Origin of the sequence: Salinimicrobium tongyeongense, assembly GCF_026109735.1 — a bacterium.
Lineage (GTDB): Bacteria > Bacteroidota > Bacteroidia > Flavobacteriales > Flavobacteriaceae > Salinimicrobium > Salinimicrobium tongyeongense.
In genome coordinates this window covers 2635211-2650903 of sequence record NZ_CP069620.1, presented here as the reverse complement: position 1 = coordinate 2650903, position 15693 = coordinate 2635211, and the positions used below count along the sequence as shown (strand labels likewise).

Genomic DNA, 15693 nt, shown 5'->3' with positions numbered 1-15693 from the left:
AATTTTAAAGTTTCGCAATTTTAATTGCTGAAATTTAACGTCCCGCCTGGGTTGTCGCGCATAAGCAGCAGACTTTTGATCCTGCCTTTATACTCTACTTTTATGACATTTTTTTGCTCCGGAAAAAGGTCTGTCAAAACAGCATTTTCGACACTTATGCTTTTGATCGGCTCCACGTTTTCCACTTCCAGGTATACCAGCAGCTGGTCTTTATCATATTCTTTTCCTATGTAGCTGAAGCTGCGATCCTTTCCATTTACACTTAGGCGGAACTTGTCGTTGAAATACTTCTGTACGTACTCATCTGCGGCCGGGTGCTCGTTCCCTTTAATGAGGGTTAAACTCTCGCTGTAACGGGTTTTCAGAAGATTTTCGAGGTCATCAGCAAAAACGTGAGAAATGATTTGCAGGGAACGCTGCTTTTCATTGTAATCTATGTTCGTTGCGCTAACATAGAATTTATGTGCAGCAGTAAAAGCCAGTAAAGGCAACACAATAAAAAGTAGTAGGCTTGTTCTTTTCATGGGTTCTTCTGTACCTGAAGTTGGCCTGTTTATAACAAAGACCGTTCCACAGCAGGTTGTTAAGTGAGACTGAAGCAAACCGAAAAGGTTTAATGCCAGCTTTTACTTAGAATCTGAAAATTGAAGAAGCCTGAAAAATTGCATGATCATTCGGGTCAGGACCACAATATTGCGCAGCATCTTTTCTGAAACAGAACTTTTCTAAAGATACTCTCCCCCTGAAGAGGAGGAGAAAAAGAAGAAAAAAATGACATTTTTGACACCGCTCCAGGTGGCAAGCCTCATAACCTCATCCGTTAACAAGGTGATTAAAAAGCAGTCAAAAACAACATTTTTAAGAGGAATCCGGCAAATTATGTTATTTGTTACTACTTCGGTTTTTTTAAAATCCTTCTTTAGCTTTTCAGGATCTTGTCGTGTATGTTTAGTAATTACACCTATTTAAACCCCTTTCTTTGTCTGATTCGGGAAAACTGATCTTTTATGATTTGGATGTTCTTATCCAACTCTTTCATAAAGTCGGATTTTACTTTAAGTGACCATTCTTTTCATAAATATTCAAAAAGAGATCTAACCTCTACTCCGCTATTTCTGAAATTATAACTTTTCTAAGTTCTTCTTAGCTGTCCTTAGATGCAGCATCTCAATATTCAATAGTCAATAGTCAATAGTCAATAGTCAATATTCAATCTTAATCTACTTACTGGCAAACAACCTTACATCTTCTTCGCTCACTTCCTGTCCTCCAAGTATGATAAGCCGTTCCACCACGTTGCGCAGCTCCCGGATATTTCCGGTCCAGTTGTATTCTTTCAGAAGGTTTAAAGCATCTTCAGTAAAAGTCTTTTTATTCACGCCCTGTTCTTCGGAAATTTTATCGGCAAAGAAATTCACCAGCAAAGGAATGTCATCCCGTCTTTCATTGAGCCCCGGCACTTTAATGAGGATTACTGCCAGCCTGTGGTAAAGGTCTTCCCTAAAATTATTCTCTTCAATCTCCTTTTTGAGATCTTTGTTGGTAGCAGCAATCACACGAACGTTGACTTTAATGTCTTTGTCGCTCCCCACCCTTGAGATCTTGCTCTCCTGCAGGGCCCGTAGCACCTTGGCCTGGGCCGAGAGGCTCATATCGCCTACCTCATCAAGAAAAATGGTACCGCCGTTGGCGGCTTCAAATTTCCCGGCGCGGTCTTTATTGGCCGAGGTAAACGCCCCTTTTACATGCCCAAAAAGCTCACTTTCTATCAATTCTGAAGGAATGGCGGCACAATTCACCTCGATCATTGGCCCGGCCGAACGATCGCTCTTTTGATGCAGCCAGTGGGCCACCAGCTCTTTCCCGGTTCCGTTGGGGCCGGTAATGAGCACGCGGGCATCGGTAGGTGCCACTTTTTCAATAATATCCTTGATCCTGGTGATGGCTTCAGATTCGCCAATCATCTCATAATTCTTCCCCACTTTTTTCTTTAGCCGGGTATTTTCAACCATCAGCTCTTTTCTGTCGAGCGCGTTTCTCACAGTGTTGAGCAAGCGGTTAAGATCGGGCGGTTTTGAGATATAATCAAAAGCTCCCATGCGCATGGTGTTCACCGCGGTATCAAGATCGCCGTGACCCGAGATCATTACCATGGGAATTTCGGGTTTCAGTTTTTTAGCGGCTTCCAATACTTCTACCCCATCCATTTTTGGCATTTTAATATCGCAGAGAATAAGATCGTAGTCCTGTTCTTTAATCTTTTCTACTCCTTCAAGGCCATCGGCAGCCTCATCGACCTCGTAAGTGGAGTTCTCTTCAGTAAGTATTTTTATCAAAACCCGTCTTATGGCGGCTTCGTCTTCGATTAAAAGTATCTTTGGCATGCTTTTAAATTTTAAATTTTATTCCGCTTCGGCCATAAAAGGTGTTGGTTTTGTTGACCTCATAAACATCATCTTTATTGCCATTTCTAAGCCTGATGTCGTTCATAAGGGTGTGACCGGCGTAGAGGTAATATACTAAATGTTTGGTAAAGTTATACTCATAACCAATCCCTCCCAGCACAATGGTCATCGAAATATTCTCGGCAACCTGCCCTGTGGTTGACATCACCCTGTTATTCTGTATATTAGCAAAAAAACCATCTAATGTTGCAAAGAGCTGCAGGTGGTGTTTTTCATTAAAAGAATATTTGAGGTTTGACTTTGGTACCCCTGCAGAATACGACCAGTTTGGCGAAATTTCCCGGTAGTAGTTCACCACCGGCAACGGGAACGGCATTCCTGAGGTTGTGGAATAATGCAGCCCCAATATCAGCCTCCATGGCCTTAGGGTTTCTTCGCCCTTCTCATCTTTGATAAAAAATACCGAACCGGTGTAAAGCAGATCGTCACTTAGCACCTCTCCCATTTCATAATTTGAAGCCAGCATTAATCCTGCCGTGGCGGCAAACCTCCAGTTCTTCTGCATTTTGAAGGTGTAGCCCAGGCTGGCGCTAAAAGACTGGTACCTGTCCAGCTCATCCCTTTCTAAAACAGGAGCCTTATCATTAAATTTGAAATTGATATTCTCATATTCTACTCCCGGAAAAAGATAACTACCTTCCTTCTTCAGTTTTATGGGAAAGTTGACAAAGGTCCTGAACCTTCTAAAAGAGTTATCTGAATCTGACTGCGGAAAATAGGTATATTCAATTCTGGCCAGGTCGGTGTTTTGTGCCTGCATGCTGATTACACCTGAAACCAGCAGGGCCATAAAAAGACAAAAGCTTAGTTTTTTCATTTTTTGTTTGGGTTGCTGGTGTAAAGTAACACAAGCTTCATGGGGAACCCTCTCAAAAAAATCTTAATATTTAAGCCACTTGTACAAATCCTTGTAGCCTGGTTTCTTGCCGTACATTAATATCCCCACCCTGTAGATCTTGGCCGCAATCCATACCACGCAGGCGATAGTGAGAAAAAGTATGCCTATAGAAATGGCCAGTTCCCACCAGGCAACTCCAAAAGGGATACGCATAAGCATCACAATGGGCGAAGTAAGCGGAATCATGGAAAATACCGTGGAAACCACCCCATGCGGATTCTCGATCACGGCAAAAAAGCCCACATAGATCCCCAACATTAACGGCAAGATTACCGGCAGCATGAACTGCTGGGTATCGGTCTCATTGTCTACCGCTGCGCCAATGGCCGCATATATCGCGCTGTATAAAAAGTACCCCCCAATAAAATAGACCAGAAAGCTAACGAGCAGCAGGAGCATAGGTAAATTTGCAATATCTATCACCAGTTGCTGCAGTTCGTTGTCGCTAATTTGTTCCATTGCCTGCTGCTGCGGACCATGCAGTTCGGCCATGCTCATTCCAGAAATGGCAGTGACCACCGTAAGCATTACCCCTCCTAAAAATACCCAGATGAGAAATTGAGTAATTCCGGCAAAAGAAGTACCCAAAATCTTACCCAACATTAGGTGGATAGGTTTTACTGAAGAAATAATGATCTCTATGATACGGTTGGTCTTTTCCTCGATCACACTGCGCATCACCATGTTTCCATAGATAATAATGAACATCATCAACAGGTAACCGGCTGCGCCACCAAAGAACATCTTTACATAAGTTGACATTTTTGAGGTCTTTTCACCCGAAAAATTCTGAATCCCAATATCTACCTTAGCCCTCGAAGAGGCGATAACATCCAGGTCAATGCCGCGGGCCAGCAGCTGCCTGTTGGTGAGTTTTTCGGCGATGGTTTTCTCTACTTCGCTCAAAAACCCAAAGGCCGGGGCTTCTTTGGCAAAGAACTGGATTTCGGGAAGGGTGTTGGGCTCCAGCTTCGGAATATGCAGCAATCCGTAGTATTCCTTTTCTTTCGCGATGGTCTTGGCCGCTTCGAGATCAATGTCAGAAAGGTCAATAAACTTAACGTCTTCAGAATTATTAAAGTCTTCCACAAAAATTCCGCTTTCATCATTTACCCCAATCACGTGCTGCTCGCCCGAATTTAAGTTAACCAGGTAAGCGATGAGCACAATCATCCCAACCAGGATGAGGGGGCTCAAAAATGTCATTACGATGAAGGCTTTATTTTTGACCCTTGCCAGGTATTCCCTCTTAATAATTAGTTTAAGGTTACGCATTGGTGGTAACGGTTTTTATGAATATATCATTTACTGAAGGAATCACCTCCACAAAATGGTTCACCTCTGCCCGCGAGGTGAGAAAGGTAAGCAGGTCATTGGGCGAAGAGTTGCTTCCAATCTGGATCTGAAGTTTAAGATCATCATTGATGCTCTTAAACTCGGTGTCAGAAATGCGGAATTTCTCTTCCAGTTCTTTCCGAAGCCCTTCAGGCCGGGCCGTCATAAGCCCAACTTCGTAGGTATTCGATTTGTACTGTCTCTTGATCTCGTTCACTTCACCGTCAAGTAGCTTATTCCCTCTATGAATAAGCGCCATATAGTCACACATTTCTTCCACGCTCTCCATTCGGTGGGTAGAGAATAGAATGGTGGCACCATCCCTGCGCAGCTGCAGGATCTCGTCTTTGATCAAATTTGCGTTCACAGGATCAAACCCGCTAAAAGGCTCGTCAAAGATCAGCAATTTTGGGCGGTGCAAAACCGTGACCACAAATTGCACTTTTTGAGCCATTCCCTTAGACAGTTCCTGGATCTTCTTTCCCCACCAGTCTTCAATATTCAACCTTTTAAACCAGTAATGAAGCCGCTCTTTGGCTTCAGCTTTTGAAAGGCCTTTGAGCTGGGCGAGATACAAGGCCTGCTCCCCCACTTTCATCGACTTGTACAGGCCGCGCTCTTCGGGCAGGTACCCTATATGCTGAATGTCGTTTGGCTGCAGCGGGTGCCCGTCGAGCAACATCCTGCCACTATCGGGCAGAGTAATCTGGTTGATAATCCTTATAAAAGTAGTTTTTCCGGCACCATTGGGGCCCAGAAGTCCGAAGATGCTACCTCTTGGAATTTCCAGGGAAATATTATTGAGCGCTGTGAAAGTACCAAATTGTTTCGAGACATTTTCGGCTACCAGAAGGTGGTTCATATACAAGCTTTGTGTAAAGATAAAATTTTGAAAAAAGCTATTTCGCCCTTGGGAAGAATTTAAGATTCTCAAAAATGCGAAAAACGTTATCCCTTAAAATGCAAAACCCACCCTTAATTGACTTAAGGATGGGAAAAAAATTGCTATGAAAAAGAAAAATTTACCACTAACCTGAATTAGTGATGTTCAAATATATGCAAAAGTTTTTAACAAATGCAAATTATGTAAACATATCTTTAACTTTTTCAAAAAATGATTTATCCGATTTTTCCGGCTTGGGCTGAAAATGTTCGTCATTCGCCATACGCTCAAAAAAGTCTTTTTGCTCCCTGTTCAGCGTTTTTGGCGTCCAAACATTTACATGTACCAAAAGATCTCCCTTTCCGTAGCCATTGATGCTGGGGATTCCTTTACCTCTAAGGCGCAGGATCTTTCCTGACTGCACGCCCTCGTCAATCTTGATACGCACTTTCCCCGATACGGCATCGATCTCTCTTGAAGTTCCCAAAACAGCTTCGGAAAGGCTGATGTAAAGGTCATAATGAAGATTGTCGCCCTCGCGCTGCAATACCGGATGTTCTTTTTCTTCTATCGCTACCAGCAGGTCTCCCGGAACTCCGTTACCCGGCGCCTCGTTTCCTTTGCCCGAAACCTTTAGCTGCATTCCTTCAACCACTCCCGCCGGGATCTTGATTGAAACCGTTTCTTCATTCACAACCAGACCCTGTGCATCGGCATCGGCTGGGCGGTTATCTATCATTTGCCCGCTTCCGCCACAGGTAGTACATGGCGTGGCAGTTTGCATGCGGCCTAAAATAGTATTTGTAACGCGGGTTACCTGGCCGGTTCCGTTACAGGTAGAACAGGTTTTATAGGTAGTGCCGGGTGCCTGTACTTTGCGCTTGACTTTTATTTTTTTCTCGGTACCATTGGCAATCTCTTCAAGAGTAAGGGACACGCGAATTCGCAGATTACTGCCTTTAGCCCTGCGCTGGCCGCCAAAGCCTCCACCAAAGCCTGAAAAACCTCCGCCGCCGCCAAAAGCACCGCCAAAAATATCTCCAAACTGGCTAAAAATATCATCCATATTCATTCCGCCACCACCACCAAAGCCGCCATTCTCGAACGCCTGGTGTCCAAAACGATCATACCTGGCCCGCTTGTCTTCATTGCTAAGAACCTCATAAGCCTCGGCAGCCTTTTTGAACATTTCTTCTGCCTTGGAGTCGCCCGGGTTTTTATCGGGGTGAAATTCTATAGCCTTCTTGCGGTACGCCTTTTTGATCTCGGCTGTGGTCGCATTCTTGCTAATTCCTAATACTTCGTAATAATCCTGTTTCATGATATTTTTAAAGTTCTCTATTTAAAGTTACTTGCCGGTCACCACTTTTGGATAACGAATAATGCGGTCGCCAAGTTTGTAACCTTTCTCAACTACGTCAACAATCTTGCCTTTTAATTTATCTTTTGGTGCAGGGATCTGGGTAATCGCCTCATGGATCTCAGAATCAAAGGTATCTCCTTCTTTTACCTCCATTTGCTCAAGCCCCTTTGAACGAAGGGTTTCCCTAAACTTATTATTGATCAGTTCCACCCCCTTGAGCAGCTCCTTGTCCTTTGCTTTGTTGATCTCATTAAGGGCACGATCAAAATCGTCAAGCACCGGCAACATTGCCACAATGACGTCCTGGCTGGCAGTCTTGAACATCTCTACCCGCTCTTTACTGGTACGCCGCTTGTAATTTTCAAATTCAGCAAAAAGCCTTAAGAATTTATCTTTCTCCTTTTCAAGTTCGGCTTTGAGCGCTTCCTTTTCTGAAAGTTCCTCGTTCTGTGGAGTCTCTGTGTTGCCGTCTTCCTCGGAATCAGCTTTCTCTATAGCCTCGTCAAGTAGTTCTTCTACCTGATCTTTTATAACTTCTTCTTCTGAAATATTTTCGTCTTTACGTTCTTTATCGCTCATGTGATACAAATTTTATTCCGTGACACAACTGGCAAAAGTACTGCCAAGAACCCTGAAATGCCAAAATGTCACAGGAAACTTTTAATATTCTTTTAGGAAAAAGGGGCGGTAAAAAAACTAATTTTGCCGGTTAAACAATCAAATATCCAAATGAAAAAAAGAATTTTCAATTTCGTACTTGTTGCCGGAGTTGCCATGGGAACCGTGGCCTGTAAAAACAATAGTGAAAATAAAGTTGAACCGGGTGAAGCCCAGGAAGCAGCTGTAGCGACAGAAGAAGCCGTATCTTACGAGATCGACACTACTGCATCTACTATTGAATGGAGAGGCACCAAACCAACCGGGGAACATGTGGGAACCATAAGCATCCAGGACGGAACCCTTATGGCAACTCCTGAAGAGATCACCAGCGGGCGCGTGGTTATAGACATGAACTCTATTACCGTTACCGATGAAGGTATGGAAGAAAAAGACAAAAGAAGTCTTGAAAACCACCTTAAAGGTACTGTTGAAGGTAAAGAAACCGACTTCTTTAACGTAAACAAATATCCTACTGCCACTTTTGAGATCACTGGAGTGACCGAAGAGAACGGACAAAAAATGCTGCAGGGTAACCTAACGCTTAAAGAAGAAACTAAAAATATCCAGTTCCCAATCAATACAAATCTTGATGGTGAAACAATTAGCCTTGAAAGCGAAACTTTCACTATAGACAGAACAGACTGGGGAGTGAACTACGGGTCAAAATCTGTATTTGACAATCTTGGAGATAATTTTATTAGTGACGAAATGGAGTTGACGATCAACGTTACTGCCAAAAGAGCTAACTAGTATCCTCTTCAAAAATGACAAAAAAACCGGCTTCTTTTAGCCGGTTTTTTTGTTTAGCAGGTCTGCGATGGCAGGACTTAAGTTCACATACAAAAATTCAAAACCTTTTTCCTGAATTTTTGAACTGCTCACCAGCTGGCTTCCCAATACTACCCCCGACATTTCTCCCATCACCGCTTTTAATGCCAGCCCCGACACTTTGGGCAACCAAAGCTTTTTGTTAAGGGCATATGCAATCTCTTTTGTGAGCTCTTCATTGGTGGCAGGATTTGGTGCCACGCCGTTATATACCCCTTCAAGGCCGTTATTAATGATAAAAAGAAAGATACGGGCAAGGTCTTTTATATGAATCCACGATTGCCACTGTTTCCCTGAACCCAGAGGCGCCCCCAGGTTCAACTTCACCGGCTTCATGATTTGAGGCAGGGCTCCGCCGTCTTGAGACAGTACGATCCCAATTCTCACTTTTGCAACGCGCAAATCAAGATCCCCGAATTTATCTGCCGCCCTTTCCCATTTTTGAGACACTTCCCCCAAAAAATCACCGGCCACTACAGTATCTTTTTCCTCGTACATTTTGCTGCGAGAGCTGGGATAAATACCAATGGCACTCGCCGAAACCAGTTGCCCTACCTGGTGAGCATTATGTTCCAAAGTTTTGTGCAGCAGGTTTAAAGAGTCAAGCCTGCTGTTAAGGATCTTTTCTTTGTTAGATTTTGTCCAGGGTTGAAAAACACTGGCACCCGCCAGGTTAATAATTGCCCCCACACCTTCAAGACATTTTACATCGATCTCTCCGGTTGAAGGGTTCCAGTAATAGCCGCGGTAGGTTTCACCCTTTTCTATCTTTCCCTTGCTGGTTGTAAGAAAATTGACATTAATGCCCTGTTCATGGCATAAGCGGGTGATTTCAGATCCTACCAGACCGGTGGCTCCGGTAATGAGAATACGCATTTTTGTTTTGAATTTACGGGATTATCCTTAAATAAATTGCCGGTTTATTAAAGGTTTAACAAGATTAGGGCTTCACCGCCCGCAGCATTTCCCGCTTTCCGGGTGGGCCGGGTAAACGTGTCACCTCAAAGCCTGCCGCCTGCATGGCCCGCCGCACATCTCCCTTGGCAGAATAGGTTACCAGTACCCCCCCAAAGTTTAATGCCGCATACATGTTCCTGAATACTTCTTCGCTCCATAGTTCTGGCTGCACCCGCGGACCAAAAGCGTCAAAATAAATAAGGTCGAATTCCTGAATTTCCGAAATCTCGATGAAGAATTTCTTTTGCTTCTGAAGTCTGAAAAATGGCGAAATTTCAACTGATTTTTCCCAGGGCGCTTCATGCAGTTTTTTAAATGCACCTGCAGCATTTTCACCCGGTACAACTTCAGAATAATCTAAAATTTTGAGTTCTTCGGCCTCCACCGGGTATGCTTCCACCCCAGTATACCAGATTTTCACCCGCTCTTTTTCAGCTTCAAGTAAAGTGAGAAGCGCGTTGAGACCGGTACCAAATCCTATTTCAAGTATAGAAAGCTGATGAGCTTCCGGGGCTTCTGAAAGGTAATATTGATACCCGCTTTTTATAAATACGTGCAGGGCTTCCTGCAGCGCGCCGTGTTTAGAGTGGTAATGCTCGTTCCAGTCGGGCAGAAAAATAGTGGAAGACCCGTCTCCCGTCTTAATGATCTCGCGTTTCAAAACCTATTCTTTAATTTTCACGCCATTGGCAACAAAGGAAAGCGTGATTTCGGGACTGGTGATGGCCTTAACTTCCGCAGGGCTTTTCCCGGCATCCTCGGCGTAATGCCGCCGGTCTTCAACAGACATTTCGGTCACATAAGCCTTTCCTTCCATGATCACTTCCCTGTTCTCAATATCTTTTGGCACAAAAAAAGCGTAATCTTTGAACTTCACCATCACTTCACGCTCATCTTCTAAAGCCACCTTCATCCAACAGCCTTTTTTCTTGCAAACAGAAGCTACATTCCCTTTAAAGGTGACATTTAAGGTATCTCCCGGTTTAAGGCTGTTATAGCGTTCCTGCATCCGTTGTGCCGAAAGCACATTAATGGTTTCAACCTCTTCGCCCACAGAAAAATAAACTTCTTCGACAGCCGTTTCCTTTTCCTGTGAAAAACCGGAAAAGCTTATCATTAAAGAAGATAACAGCAGTAATAACCTGATTTTCTTCATTGTGTTCCTGTTAAAGGTTTATAAATTTCAAATTAAGATAAAATTAGTTAAACCACATCTTTAGAACCTGTATTTATTTAGGTAAATTTGCTTCAAATAACTATCCATGAAAAATATACCTCTCGCAATCGATGTAGTTGAAGCTAAAACTTCAAATATCGATTCGGTTGATTTTGATAACCTGGTCTTCGGAAATGTATTTGCAGATCATATGATGGAATGCGATTACTACGATGGCCAATGGCAAAATCCCACAATAAAACCTTATGGTCCCATTCAGCTGGACCCTTCAGCCAAAGTCTTTCATTACGGGCAGGCAATTTTTGAGGGCATGAAAGCCTTTAAAGACGATGACGACCAGCTGTGGCTGTTCCGCCCGGTCGCCAATATTGAACGTTTCAACAAGTCTTCACAAAGGCTCGCCATTCCCGAATTTCCACAGGATCTTTTTCTTGAAGGTCTTGAAACCCTTCTCAATTTAGATCGTGACTGGGTGAAAAAAGGCTTCGGAAATTCCCTTTACATAAGGCCTTTTGTGATCGCCACAGAAAAAGGCGTTTCAGCTTCGCCTTCAAAATCATATAAATTCATGATCATCTGCTCTCCTGCCAAATCTTACTACAGCGGCGAAGTGCGGGTGTTCTTTGCAGATAAATTCAGTCGCGCTGCCGATGGCGGGGTGGGCTATGCAAAAGCAGCCGGTAACTACGGTGCGCAGTTCTATCCTACCAACCTTGCCAAAGAAGAAGGCTACCAGCAAATTGTGTGGACCGATGCAAATTCTCACGAATACCTCGAGGAAGCAGGAACCATGAATATTTTCTTCAGGGTTGGGGATAAACTTATCACCGCCCCTACCAGTGACCGTATCCTTGACGGGGTAACCCGAAAAAGCGTCCTCAGCCTTGCCGAAGATTTGGGAATTGAAACCGAAGTAAGGCGCATTAAAGTTGCCGAAATTGTTGAAGCGGCCGAAAAAGGCGAGCTCAAAGAGATCTTTGGCTCGGGTACTGCCGCTACCATAAACCCCGTAAGAGGTTTTGGCAACAAAGGCAAAAAATATGAACTCCCGCAACTTGAAGATTCTTATGCTGCCCTTTTAAAGCAGAAGTTGATGGAGATACAGTACAACAAGGCCGAAGATAAATTTGGCTGGAGATATGCTGTGAAAAAGAACTAATTAAATTTTACCGGAACCCGGAGCATCCTGTCATGCTGCGGTTTTCCTGAAGCATTAGCGCGGCTAAAGATCAAATGGCCGCGCTTTTCTTTTGTCTCAAATTCAAGCTGTCCGCTAAACGGCACCCAATCTTCAGTCATCCAGTCTCCCTTGGCTTCCACATATTTTTCAGCCAGCACCTTCCCACTGTTGGTCACCAGTCTTACCGGCGCACTGGCCTCAAAGAACCAGTAGCCTTTTGCCCTGCCTTCTATTTGCAGCGGCGAAATAACGCTAGCATTTCTTTTGGGAGTTTCAACCTCAATTAAATTTTCAATCTCTTCCCGCTCCCGCTTAGGATCGTTAAAATATAAATGTTCTAAAATGCCATTTAAAGCCGACATTTTTTCTTCGGAAAGCTTTCCGTAGAATTTCATGGCATCTCCCCCCATGGGGTCGCATTGATCTATGGCAATGCTTTCACCGGTGCTGCTGCTGAAGCATTCTGCCCTAAAATCACTTACCTTGTAAAAAATATAAATGGCTCCGTACTCATTCCAGCCCGGTGGTGCCGAATTAAAGCTGAGGCTAATGGCCCAGGGCTCCCCGCTTTCCAATAAATAAGCGTAAGAACCGTTTTTATTGATGCTGAACGATAAAGGCAGGTTTCCTTCCCATTCATTTAAAGATTTGCGGGGGCCTCCCGGGCCGTCTACCCCAAAACCTTTAGGCAGCACGGCCATATAAGCTATTGTAGCCTCATTGTGTATCCCAAAAGGCGGCTGCTGATCTATCTCCCTGTCATAAATATTAATTACCGGCGACCCTCCCGGAAGTTGCCCTTCAAAGACTTCAAATCCCTGCGGAATTTGTGTTGAAAAATGCCATTTTTGGGAGGTATAGGATTGCATATTCGTGTTTTGCTCCTCCTGTACAGATTCCTCTCCCAGCGTTGGCGCCTGTGCCTCTCCACTTCCTCCGGAATTGCGGCAGGACAGGAACATCAGGCTTATAAAAATGCAATATATCGCTCTCATTTCTACAAGTTAATAAAATTCGAGCACACCAAAGGGCAGGATGCCCCTCACCCACTTTTTCTTCAGTCTTTTCAGATTAACTTTTCCAGTCAAGGATGCCAAAAGCTGGGAAAAAGGTGCTGTGGTTTCAAAAATGGCAGATTGTGGATATATTTCTATTCCAGTATCTTATCAAAATTAGGACGAAAATATTTTGGCCCTTTTAGCACCTTCCCGTCTTCCCGGTAAATGGGTTTCCCATCTTCGCCAAGTTTGCTCATGTTGCTGCGCTGTATCTCGTCAAAAACTTCAGAAATTTTGTGTTGCAGGCCATGTTCCAGAATAGTACCGCATAAAATGTACAGCATATCTCCCAGGGCATCGGCAATTTCGGGCAGGTCGCCCTTTTGCGCCGCAACAAGGTATTCCTCGTTTTCCTCTTTCATGAGTTCATACCGCAACTGTGGTTTTCCCTGTTCCAAAATGGCAGTTGGCTGCTGTTTTACCCCCAAACCAAAAGCTTCATGAAACTCCTGTACTGCTTTTAAGCTTTTTTTCATCCTAATACTTTAAATTCGCATAAAATTAGAAAAATTAAGGCCCTATGGAAATGTTTAGCACCGGACAATGGATTTTTGCCGGATTGTTCTTCGTGGCTTTTGTCGGGCTGATCATCTTCAGCTATCGTAAAGATCTAAAACTTCACCGCAAATATTATAAAGGCACGCTTTATATTCTGCTGGGATTCATCGCTTTTATCCTGCTTTTATTTCTTCTGAAGACGTATTTACAGCCATAAAATTTCAGCAAAAAAAACCGCCACTCTGTAAAGAATGGCGGCTTGTTGTAATTTGGATCCCTTCAGGTTAATTCTCTAAAGGAAGCACATCAAATTCTTCTGAATATTTAAGCATTTGCTCTTCAAAAGAAGTAGGCTGCACTACTTTTATCGCTGTGATCTCACCGCTCTCATCGGTTTCGGGAACCAGGACAGGATTTACAAATCCGCTGTAAGGAGCCGATTTGAATTGTGCGTTTCTTTCAAGTACCTCTTTGTGAATATCCTGGTCTACTTTCACCCCGTAATTTTCAACAAGGTCTTTTGCTGCCTGGTAATCGCCTTCAGATTTAATTCTTTGGGTCTCTTTTAGCAACTCCCCGAAAAGCTCGCGAAGTGCAGCATAGTCGGTAATATTAAAGTAAGTTTTTCCATCTCTGGTTACCTTCTCAATAATGCCTTTTTCCTGACCTTTTTCAAAAACCCATGCGCTCACCCACTGGCGGTTTCTCATATGGGCCTCTTCAATATCGGCGCCCGGTTCAAGACGAATAAGCTGAGTCATCAACCCGTTTCTAATATATCCGTCGTAAGCAGCTTTACCTACTTTTTCGTGATCGTAAACCAATCCAAGCTCCTCTAGTTTTGGATCCATAAGGTAGTAAAGCCCTACAAGATCGGCACGGCCTTCTTCCAAAGTTGAAGCATAGCTTTTTAAAGTTTCTTTGGTCTCACCAACCCCGGGGTTTAGTTGCCCTGAAGCATGACCCACCACTTCGTGAAGCGCAGTGTGAAGTTTATCGGCAAGCTCGCCGTACTCTTTTTCAAGAGCCACTTCTTCCTCATCGTGCGCAAATTCTTCAAGCCTGCCGCTGCTTCCGGCGTTGTTGTAAGCGTCAATAATATTTCCGAGGGAAACAGATTTACTGCCGTGCTCTTTTCTAATCCAGTTGGAGTTAGGAAGGTTCACCCCAATAGGCGTGGCCGGCGATGCATCTCCTGCCTCTCCTGCAACGATCACGGTTTTGTAAGTGACCCCAACCACAGAATCTTTTTTGTGCTCATCCATCAAAGGTGCATTGTCTTCAAACCACTGAACGTTTTCTTCGAGCACCTGCATCTTTTTGCTCATATCGAAATCTTTGATCTGAACTATGGTTTCATAAGAACCTGTATAACCCAGCGGATCGTTATAAACTTCAATAAAGCTGTTGATGTAGTCTATATTTCCTTCGGTAGCTTTTACCCATGCAATATTGTAATCGTCCCAGGTTTGAAGGTCTCCGGTCTTGTAATAGTCAATTAAAAGCCCAAGTGCGTCGGCCTGCTGTTGATTCTCGGCTACTCCCTGTGCCTTTTCCAGCCAAAAAATGATCTTGTCTATAGCAGGGCCGTACATGCCGCCGCTTTTATAAACTTTCTCTACGATCTCGCCATTTTCCTTTACAAGTTTAGAGTTTAGGCCAAAGGCAAGAGGTTGGTTTGGGTTTGGCGATTTTTTGCCGGCATAGAACTGCTCAACATCTTTGGCAGTAATGCCTTCGCCGTAAAAATTTACTGCAGAACCTTCAACCAGGCCTTTAGACTCGTCCAGATTTACCTTTTTTGAATCTTCATTGTTAAATATCACTTCATAAGCCTCTCCTGTTAGTTCAGTATTGGTCTCGCTAAGCAGCGTATCGAAATAGTCTTTGCTGAAGGCCGGCTTCAGCTTGTCCATTGAGTAATGGTGGTGAATTCCGTTAGAGAACCAAACCCTTTTCAGGTAAGTCTCAAAATTCTTCCAGTCTTCTGTAGTTTTGTCTCCTTCATAGCTGGTGTAGATATTTTCAAGGGCTTCCCTGATCTTCAGGTTGTGTTTGTAGTTCTGGTCCCAAATAATATCCCTTCCGCTAAGGCCGGCCTGCACCAGGTAATAAACCAGTTTTTGCTCCTTCAGGCTAAGGTCTTCCCAGCCGGGAATCTGGTAGCGCAAGATCTTGACATCGGCAAATTCATCTACCTGATAATCAAAATCCCCGGTTTGTGAAACTTCCTCCACAGCAGCAGAATTATCCGAATTGGAATCTGCACAGGAAAAAAGGATTGTTGCCGCAAACAGCAGCATCAAATAAGCTTTAATTTTCATTTTCAAAAGTTTAATTATTAAATGTGTCGGAGAAACTTTCAGGCCAAAAAAACAGTGCTATTTCTTA

General features: G+C 43.8%; 16 protein-coding genes. 3 read left to right on the top strand and 13 right to left on the bottom strand.

Features of this window, described 5'->3' with window-relative positions; all coding sequences use genetic code 11:
- Positions 1-20 precede the first annotated feature (20 nt).
- The 7 genes from JRG66_RS11765 to JRG66_RS11735 all read right to left on the bottom strand — a co-directional run bounded on the left by JRG66_RS11765 (position 21) and on the right by JRG66_RS11735 (position 7523).
- Positions 21-524 carry a DUF6702 family protein gene (locus JRG66_RS11765; RefSeq protein ID WP_265162958.1) on the bottom strand — a complete coding sequence of 168 codons (504 nt, stop codon included), beginning with the start codon at positions 522-524 and terminating at the stop codon, positions 21-23.
- Positions 525-1220: 696 nt separating this feature from the next.
- Positions 1221-2384 (bottom strand): sigma-54-dependent transcriptional regulator, encoded by a 1164-nt coding sequence (locus JRG66_RS11760; protein ID WP_265162957.1) that lies wholly within the window; start codon positions 2382-2384, stop codon positions 1221-1223.
- A 4-nt stretch (positions 2385-2388) separates the two neighbouring features.
- Entirely contained in the window at positions 2389-3282 is an 894-nt protein-coding gene (locus JRG66_RS11755; protein ID WP_265162956.1) for a DUF6268 family outer membrane beta-barrel protein, read from the bottom strand.
- Positions 3283-3345: 63 nt separating this feature from the next.
- Entirely contained in the window at positions 3346-4638 is a 1293-nt protein-coding gene (locus JRG66_RS11750; RefSeq protein ID WP_265162955.1) for an ABC transporter permease, read from the bottom strand.
- Positions 4631-5560, bottom strand: coding sequence for an ABC transporter ATP-binding protein (locus JRG66_RS11745; RefSeq protein ID WP_265162954.1), 930 nt, complete (start codon positions 5558-5560; stop codon positions 4631-4633). The genes JRG66_RS11750 and JRG66_RS11745 overlap by 8 nt, the downstream gene beginning before the upstream one ends.
- Before the next feature lie 220 nt (positions 5561-5780).
- Complete coding sequence (gene dnaJ, locus JRG66_RS11740) at positions 5781-6902, bottom strand: molecular chaperone DnaJ (RefSeq protein ID WP_265162953.1); 1122 nt, start codon at positions 6900-6902, stop codon at positions 5781-5783.
- A gap of 27 nt (positions 6903-6929) precedes the next feature.
- The gene (locus tag JRG66_RS11735) at positions 6930-7523 is read right to left on the bottom strand and encodes a nucleotide exchange factor GrpE (RefSeq protein ID WP_265162952.1); all 594 of its coding nucleotides are present in this window, start codon (positions 7521-7523) and stop codon (positions 6930-6932) included.
- Between the two features lie 150 nt (positions 7524-7673).
- Here JRG66_RS11735 and JRG66_RS11730 point away from each other — a divergent pair, with 150 nt between their 5' ends.
- A complete protein-coding gene (locus JRG66_RS11730; protein WP_265162951.1) occupies positions 7674-8354 on the top strand; it encodes a YceI family protein in 681 nt (226 codons plus the stop codon).
- Positions 8355-8390: 36 nt separating this feature from the next.
- On the opposite strand, the gene JRG66_RS11725 is transcribed toward JRG66_RS11730, so the two are convergent.
- From JRG66_RS11725 to JRG66_RS11715, 3 genes are all read right to left on the bottom strand, one after another.
- Entirely contained in the window at positions 8391-9308 is a 918-nt protein-coding gene (locus tag JRG66_RS11725; RefSeq protein ID WP_265162949.1) for a TIGR01777 family oxidoreductase, read from the bottom strand.
- 64 nt (positions 9309-9372) lie between these two features.
- A complete protein-coding gene (gene mnmC2, locus JRG66_RS11720) occupies positions 9373-10050 on the bottom strand; it encodes a tRNA (5-methylaminomethyl-2-thiouridine)(34)-methyltransferase MnmC2 (RefSeq protein ID WP_265162948.1) in 678 nt (225 codons plus the stop codon).
- A gap of 3 nt (positions 10051-10053) precedes the next feature.
- Complete coding sequence (locus tag JRG66_RS11715; RefSeq protein WP_265162947.1) at positions 10054-10545, bottom strand: DUF4920 domain-containing protein; 492 nt, start codon at positions 10543-10545, stop codon at positions 10054-10056.
- Positions 10546-10651: 106 nt separating this feature from the next.
- Here JRG66_RS11715 and JRG66_RS11710 point away from each other — a divergent pair, with 106 nt between their 5' ends.
- Entirely contained in the window at positions 10652-11725 is a 1074-nt protein-coding gene (locus JRG66_RS11710) for a branched-chain amino acid aminotransferase (protein ID WP_265162946.1), read from the top strand.
- Here JRG66_RS11710 and JRG66_RS11705 read toward each other — a convergent pair.
- Entirely contained in the window at positions 11722-12741 is a 1020-nt protein-coding gene (locus JRG66_RS11705) for a Gmad2 immunoglobulin-like domain-containing protein (RefSeq protein WP_265162945.1), read from the bottom strand. The genes JRG66_RS11710 and JRG66_RS11705 overlap by 4 nt on opposite strands.
- A gap of 155 nt (positions 12742-12896) precedes the next feature.
- On the bottom strand, positions 12897-13280 hold the full coding sequence (locus JRG66_RS11700; RefSeq protein ID WP_265162944.1) for a pyrophosphohydrolase domain-containing protein: 384 nt from the start codon (positions 13278-13280) through the stop codon (positions 12897-12899).
- Positions 13281-13330: 50 nt separating this feature from the next.
- On the opposite strand from JRG66_RS11700, the gene JRG66_RS11695 reads away from it, so the two are divergent.
- A complete protein-coding gene (locus tag JRG66_RS11695) occupies positions 13331-13519 on the top strand; it encodes a hypothetical protein (protein WP_265165448.1) in 189 nt (62 codons plus the stop codon).
- 67 nt (positions 13520-13586) lie between these two features.
- Here JRG66_RS11695 and JRG66_RS11690 read toward each other — a convergent pair whose 3' ends face one another.
- On the bottom strand, positions 13587-15626 hold the full coding sequence (locus tag JRG66_RS11690; RefSeq protein WP_265162943.1) for a dipeptidyl-peptidase 3 family protein: 2040 nt from the start codon (positions 15624-15626) through the stop codon (positions 13587-13589).
- Between the last annotated feature and the right edge of the window lie 67 nt (positions 15627-15693).